This is a genomic window from Desulfomarina sp., assembly GCF_054039375.1.
This window is the reverse complement of sequence record NZ_JBPLBA010000137.1, coordinates 1-7131: the sequence shown is the minus strand read 5'-3', so window position 1 is coordinate 7131 and position 7131 is coordinate 1. Positions and strand designations below refer to the sequence as shown.

Genomic DNA, 7131 nt, shown 5'->3' with positions numbered 1-7131 from the left:
AATATGTGATTTTATAACCTCTGAACTGTAATTGCTCACAGGTGCCGCAGATTTTTGCAGGCTCTTTTGTTCGCTATAGCCTACTATGCGGACAAAAGAGACCGTGAAAAGCTGGGGTACCTGTGAGCAATTACGGTCTTTTTTTTATTTGACCTTTTGTGGCTCTGCGGGCAAAAGAGACCCTGGAAATCCGGGGTGCCTGTGGGCAATCTGCTCAAAAATAATAACGAAGTCGTCATGAACTCAGGCAACAAGAGAGGTCAAGGATGCGTAAAAAGCGTTCGGAACCGCTGGTTTCGGTTATAATTCCAGCTTATAATCACGAAAAATTCATCGAAGCCGCAGTAGAAAGTGTACTCTGCCAGACATTGGACGATTTGGAATTGATCGTGATCGATGATGGCTCCACCGACAATACCGGTCAGATTGTACGTGACTGCAGCGATCCCAGGATCAGTTATTATTACCAGGAAAATCAGGATGCCTATAATACTATCAATAGGGGACTGGGCCTGGCAAATGGAAAATTTACCGCAATCCTTAATTCAGATGATGTATATACAGAAAATCGGCTGGAAAGGCTCGTGGAATATGCGGAGGAAAATCGGTCCCAGGTCGTTTTCACAGATGTAATTCCCATTTCCGACAAGGGTGTTGAATTTGATGATCCTGCATTCGGGTGGAATATCTGGCACAGGAAAAACCGAAAATTCTATTTTGAATGCGGGGATATCTACACTGCCTTTCTGAAAGGGAATTTCATGGTCACCACATCAAATCTTTTCATGACTGCTGAAGCTGTAAAAAAAACTGGTGATTTCTGCTCATTACGTTATCTGCATGACTATGACTATATTTTCAGGCTGATGCTTTCCTGTCCCGGGAAAGTCCATTATCTTGCCGATGAAAAGCTGCTTTATTATCGAATTCATTCTGGAAATACCCTCGGAGAGGCTGCCGTTATCGGACGGGAGCAGGATCAGGAACTGATCGCCAGATACATGTTGGAAAAAATCCCCGATGAACTAAAGAAAATTGTTCGTTCCGGCAGTGAAAGACTGGTGGAACTGGAAAAAGAGCTCTGTGATGTTCGCACATTACTGTCAGGTACAGAGCATCCCGGAGTAAAATCAGCCACTGGACAGCTGTTAAAGAGCATTGTCCGTTGCATCAGCAGGAGAGTACTCAGACAATCCTGAACTGCAGAATTGAGGCGATTTATTACTCTTCCGAATAGACACATTAACAATAATGTCCATTTCATGAAATTGCAGACATTCTACTCCTTAAAAACCCTTATCAAAGAGGGCAGACGCAGGGCGGAAAAAAAGGATGTTATCACCTTTGATCTGTTTGACACCCTGCTTGTTCGCAGGATTCATGACCCGGACCTGGTGAAACTGCCGGTTGCAAGATTCATTGCCATTCTTGCTCAATCACATGGTATTGAAATCGGTTGGCGGCAGGTCCAGGCTGTCCGTGACCGTATTGAGCAGGAGCAGCGCGCTGATACTGGGACTCGTTTTGACGATCACGAGGCATGTTATCCCGTTTTTATGAAAAAAACTCTACAGGAAGTTTTTTTGGGACAATACAGCGATGAGCTGTTGCAGAAGGTTACCGGATACGAGCTGAAAATGGAGAATTCCATGCTTGTGCCCCGGAAAGAGTTTGTTCTGTGGCTGGATGAACTGAAGAAAAAAGAAAAACGTCTACTCATTATTTCAGACATGTATCTGCCCGCATCCCATCTCAAGGTACTGGTGGCTCATGCGGGACTTGAGGATCTTGTCGATGATGTTATCTCTTCCGCTGACACTTTTCTGGCCAAGGCTTCAGGCAGAGGTTTTGAGTTTGTTCAAAAAAAATATTCTCTTGAAAAGAAAAAATGGCTCCATATCGGTGATAACGGTTTTTCGGATGGTCTTCGTGCAGAAGAGTTCGGGATAGAGGCCTTGATAATCAAAGATCCTGGAGAAGAGATGCGAAAATCCATTGTCAAGCGCTATGTTAATTACAGCGATGGCCGCCCTTTCTGGCGGGGCAGGGCCCTGCAGCAGTTGATGGCACCTCTTGAGGCAGAAAACAGTCCCAGGGCCCCTCTCTATATTGAAGGCTATAATTTTATCGGTCCCCTTGTCGGTTCCTTTATCCAGGAATTGATTAATAAATGTCATGAAAACAGTATAACAAAAGTTTTTTTCCTTTCCCGGGAAGGATACACCTTTAAAAAATACTGGGAAAGGGCTGCACCTTTTCTCTGTCCGAACAATTCTCTGCCTGAAATTGAATACCTCTATGTGAGCAGAATGGCCCTTGCGGGAGCATGTTGCGCCCACCAGGGATTGACCAGAACCAATGTGGATATTGCCTTTCTCCCAGCCGGCAACCGTGATTTCCAGGATGTCTGCCGTATTTTCAGTCTTGATACTGAGCCGTTTCAGACGATTCTGCATGAACATGGTCTTGAAACAGAAACCTGCCTCAGTCATGTTCATGAAGGTTACGATCCGGAGAATCGTAAAAAGTTCAACACGATGCTTGGGAGTGCCACCTTTCAGGATGAGGTGAAAAGACAGACCCACTCTTCGGGAAAAGCACTTGAGCTGTATCTCGAAGATATAGGGTATTTTGAGCATGAAAATGTGGCCATAGTAGATATCGGCTGGCTTGGCACTATTCCAAGGTTTTTCAACGAGGCAATTGCCCACCGGAAAGACAGACCCCGCTGTTTTTCGTATCTTTTCGGGGCAACCAGGGGAATTCCCTATCCTCAGGATGATAAAAACCGTATTGAAGGTATCATGTACGACAGGGATCGCTTTGATCTTGCGGCAAGCACGATCTTTTATGCCCGTGATCTTTTTGAGGAGGCTTGCAGAGCCCCGCACCCAACCCTGAACGGTTACAGACTGCAAAAAGACGGAAAGTATGAGCTTGAGTTCAGAAGAACTGATGATGAGACAGGAAAAGCCGAACTTGAACAGGACCGGTATTTTGCTCCGCTGCAACAGGGTATTATCGATTCAGCTGCCAGATTTGGAGCAGCCTCCGCTCTGCTCGGTTATGATCTTGAAGATTTCAAACCGTGGCTGAACTACCTGTTTGTATCAAAACTGGCTTTTCCAAAATCGAGAGAAATCATCAATATCAGGCATCGAAATCATCTGGATGACTTTCATGGCAGTAAGAAACCCAGGAATGATTTCGGTCGTGGAATACGCTCCCTCTGGGAGTATTCCTACCTGCAGCTCAGACTGAACCCTGTGCTTAGATTACGACTGTTCTTCAGGCACTTACGTGAGAGAATTAATGAATGATAGCAGAATTGCCTATTGGGCAGATCGTGATCAGCCTATAACCGTCGATAACCATGAATCTCACCTGCACGAATCTTAGGCAACCCTGACCATATATCGCTAATAAGTTTACAAAAAAACAAAGAATTAAAAACTATGTGAGTAGTTACATGAAGACTGTACTGACGAAAAGATACGACCTGCAGGGTAACGAACTTGCACGCCTGGCAAAAACTGCTCTTCTTTCAAAATGGATTCCCCTCGGTAATTTTCGGGGTGGTCCCGGGGCACGTTGCCTGGTTACCCTTGCGGTGCTGCACTATTTCGGTAGAATTCTTTACTGGTTGCTGGGAAGGCATGGGGACAGGCTGCGACTGCTGAAGAAAGTAAAAAACAGGATTATGTGATGTTCAGAGGCACCTGTGAGCAATTACAAAAATGGTTATTCCCGGCCATTCTCCGATAGATTTTTCAGCGTAGAGGTTTGGCAATAATTCTTCTTCTGTTGGGATGGAGCCTGAACTGTCTTCCTGAAACAGTTTTATCCAGTTTCAGTGAACGGTTACCGATTCGGATCACTGTCTCCGCATAGACCGTTCCCACAACATCAATCCTGATTTTATCAATATTAATTGCCCCTCGATCATCGTAATCACTGCCGGTCAGTTTCGGGTCGTTTTCGTTTTCACCGGCTTTGGAGTAAATTCCGGTACCGGGAATCATATTGACCCTTAAAAGCAGGGCTTTTGTCTCAGCAAGTTTCTGTTCCATTTTCCTCACCTTTCTTGAAGTGGAACTTCCTCTGTAGCGCTGCAGCCATTGAATTATTGCATCCTGCTGTTCAATAACACTGGCCTTGAGTTCTTCGTAGTGCTGTAACCGTTCGGCTACAACACCTGCACCTATAACTGCTGATTTGCTGTTTTCGGTCCCGATATTACCGACTGTGATATTTCCGGCAGCAATGAGACTGCCACTGATCACTGAACTGCCCGGTTTGCACCTGATATGTGAACCTGAATGAATAGTGCTGTAATAGGACTGTTTTCGTACAACACATAATCCGCCACACTTTATTCTTCCCTGTTCGATAAAATTAATATCGCAGTCGCCCAGGGCTTCGATGCTTGTTTTTTTTCCGGTGATACCACCTTTGATCACTATATTTCCCAGGGCTTTTATAGAGGTTGACATGACATTACCGGTTATCTCCAGATCCCCGTCGGCTGTAACCTTGAAACCTGGCTGTACAGAGCCGCGGATAACGACGCAGTTTCTTGAGTCAATATTTCCTGTCTCGTAGTCGATATCGCTGTTGATAACCTGTCTGGAGCAGACTTTGATGACATTGTCATTCACAATTGAAAGAACCCCGTCTTTTGTGGCTGTTACCTGCAGGGTTTCCTTCGAAAATTTTGCGTCATTGAGAGTTTTTATTTTCACATCTTTTCCTTCAGGAGCCGGTGTCTCTTCACCAAACACATTGACACCAGGTGTCCCCTGGACAGGAGGAATTTTTGTGGCAATACATTCTCCTTTATTGATCCCGACCATGATCCTGCGATCCCTGAAATCGATTCTGCCGTCATCAAGAAGTGTTCCAGCTATGGGACCGATTTCAAGCTCAAACCGAAGAAAAGCATCCCTGCTCTTTCCGACAGGACGCCCTCTGGCAATAATAAATTTGGAAAACTCCTGATCACCTCTCAGGATACACTCTTCCGCTTTCTTCAACTCTTTTCTGTCGAGACCAAAAATGATTGAGGATTCTTCCAGAAGTTCGTAAAGGTCAACATTCTGCAGGGACCTGCAATCAGGCAGGGGAGGATGAAGATTGAGCGTGACCTTCATTTTATCTGGTGAAACGATAAAGAGCGGTTCAACTGCAAGAATAACCTGTTGATCATTTTTACTGCCTGAATTTTCAGTAATCCTGGGATAACCTGGAACAAGTGACAGAACGGATTCCCCATCTTCTGAAAAACAGGTGTTTTCGCCACATTGTATTACGGCTTTTTCGTAACCCTTTGGTTCCAGTCTTTTAAAATTAGGGAAATCTGCCAGAATATGATTTGCCTTGACAAGTTCAGAAACAGCCACTTTGTTTTCTATATCATCTCCTATCTGGACTTTTCCAGTAGCAAAATGAAATGTGGGTTCCAGTATTTTTTTCTGCCGGGGAGCGTTTTTTTCAGTCATCTGATAAGACCCAATGATCAATTGATGCTTAGATTCTGCAGTTGGTAAATCCGGAACCTGCAAAAGTCTGCGGCATCTGTGAATATTTATGTTTTGCTGCCAATTCAATTTAATCAGAAGAAGGTGTAATTTATCAAGGAAATATAGCAGTTAATTAACCACACATTGTGGTAACGGATACCTTTTGGGCGTGAAACCAAAACTTCCTTGAAAACAGTATACTAATATGGTATACAATTCGCCGAAGAATCAAAATTCCATATTCTTGATAAGCCGTGCTGTATAAATGCATGCTCAGGGAAGTAATCTATCCCCAGGAATCCGTGAAGACTTAGCGATTAACCCCTGATCGCCGGCAGTTTTTGCTCCAGTCAAAGTTTTTTGTGTTGCGGGCGAGCTCTTTGGGCTTGGCCTTGCTGTTTATATATATGCATGATGTCCCTTTCAGTGTATATTGCACTGAAATTGATTACTCCCTGAATCCTGCACTTCAGAAAATGAAAAAATTAATTATGATTTAATGTAACTACTCACCGGGGTAACAATTATATGATTTTATTACCTCTGAACTGTAATTGCTCACAGGAGCCGCAGATTTTTGCAGGCTCTTCTTCGCTTTTACCTACTTATGCGGACGAAAGAGACCGTGAAAAGCTGGGGTACCTGTGAGTAATTATGATTTAATTTTAAAATACTATGATGTAATCAGTGTCTGTCCAGAAAGGAGGATTTTTGTTCGAGATCAAGGCGCACGGGAAATTTTACCACAGGCATATAATTGATATCGGAGTCTACGCTTGCCTCCGAGGATAAAATTTTTCGGCCAACGCAGATATCGGCCCAAAAGACCAACTATGGACAGGCACTCACTAAAACCGAACCATTCTCAACACTTGCCTGTAATCGAAATTCTTGCTGTCCCTGCTAAAAATAGAGGACAAGGCAAAACTCACAGAACAGGCTAAACCTTCCACTAAATCATCTGCTTACCATTCCGGAATTCATCTCTCTTTCTTTTTTTATTGCAAATTTTTCTTAAAAAGTATAATCCGTCTTCAACTTTTAATACGTTGATAACAAACTGGTGCAATATGATTAAAAGAGGGAAATCAGCCTTTCCAGTAAGTTTTTTTATTATTCTTCTATGCTCCTGCTTACCCGCATTTTCTGAAGAAAGCAGTCTTTCCATGTTTTTTGATGACGAGATGCTGGTACAGACCGCTTCGCGACATCCCAAGCCACTGACCGAGGTTGCCGAAAACCTCAGCGTTGTCAATGCGGCTGCCATAGAAGCAATGAATGCACATACCGTGTATGAAGTGCTCGCCCGGGTGCCCGGACTCTTTGTCACCTATGATGGGATGGATTTCGGCAGTGATGCCTCCCTGACCATTCACGGCGCCAGCAGCAACGATCTGCATCGAATTCTGGTACTGCTGGACGGAGTCAGGTTAAATCTCTCTTCAAACGGCAATGCGGTCCTCAACGGTATCCCCGTATCAATTATTGAAAGACTGGAAATAATCAAAGGCCCCGCCTCTTCAAGCTGGGGTTCAGCCATGGGCGGTGTAATCAATATCATTACAAAAGAAGCATGGAAAAAGGGACATGAAGGGCAGATGGCCGGTTCCTA

At 44.2% G+C, this 7131-nt stretch carries 6 protein-coding genes; 4 read left to right on the top strand and 2 right to left on the bottom strand.

From position 1 onward, the window contains the following. Positions 1 to 266 precede the first annotated feature (266 nt). The 3 genes from ACXLDX_RS08175 (at position 267) to ACXLDX_RS08165 (ending at position 3706) form a co-directional block, all read left to right on the top strand. Entirely contained in the window at positions 267 to 1199 is a 933-nt protein-coding gene (locus ACXLDX_RS08175; protein WP_457576700.1) for a glycosyltransferase family 2 protein, read from the top strand. Positions 1200 to 1262: 63 nt separating this feature from the next. Next, entirely contained in the window at positions 1263 to 3320 is a 2058-nt protein-coding gene (locus ACXLDX_RS08170) for an HAD family hydrolase (RefSeq protein WP_457576699.1), read from the top strand. Between the two features lie 149 nt (positions 3321 to 3469). Beyond that, complete coding sequence (locus tag ACXLDX_RS08165; RefSeq protein WP_457576698.1) at positions 3470 to 3706, top strand: hypothetical protein; 237 nt, start codon at positions 3470 to 3472, stop codon at positions 3704 to 3706. 64 nt (positions 3707 to 3770) lie between these two features. Here ACXLDX_RS08165 and ACXLDX_RS08160 read toward each other — a convergent pair whose 3' ends face one another. Both ACXLDX_RS08160 and ACXLDX_RS08155 read right to left on the bottom strand, forming a co-directional pair. Continuing rightward, positions 3771 to 5498, bottom strand: coding sequence for a flagellar assembly protein A (locus ACXLDX_RS08160; protein ID WP_457576697.1), 1728 nt, complete (start codon positions 5496 to 5498; stop codon positions 3771 to 3773). A gap of 973 nt (positions 5499 to 6471) precedes the next feature. After that, positions 6472 to 6687, bottom strand: coding sequence for a hypothetical protein (locus tag ACXLDX_RS08155; RefSeq protein ID WP_457576696.1), 216 nt, complete (start codon positions 6685 to 6687; stop codon positions 6472 to 6474). Here ACXLDX_RS08155 and ACXLDX_RS08150 point away from each other — a divergent pair. Further along, positions 6686 to 7131, top strand: a 446-nt coding sequence (locus tag ACXLDX_RS08150; RefSeq protein WP_457576695.1) for a TonB-dependent receptor, incomplete at its 3' end; no start/stop codon positions are given. The genes ACXLDX_RS08155 and ACXLDX_RS08150 overlap by 2 nt on opposite strands.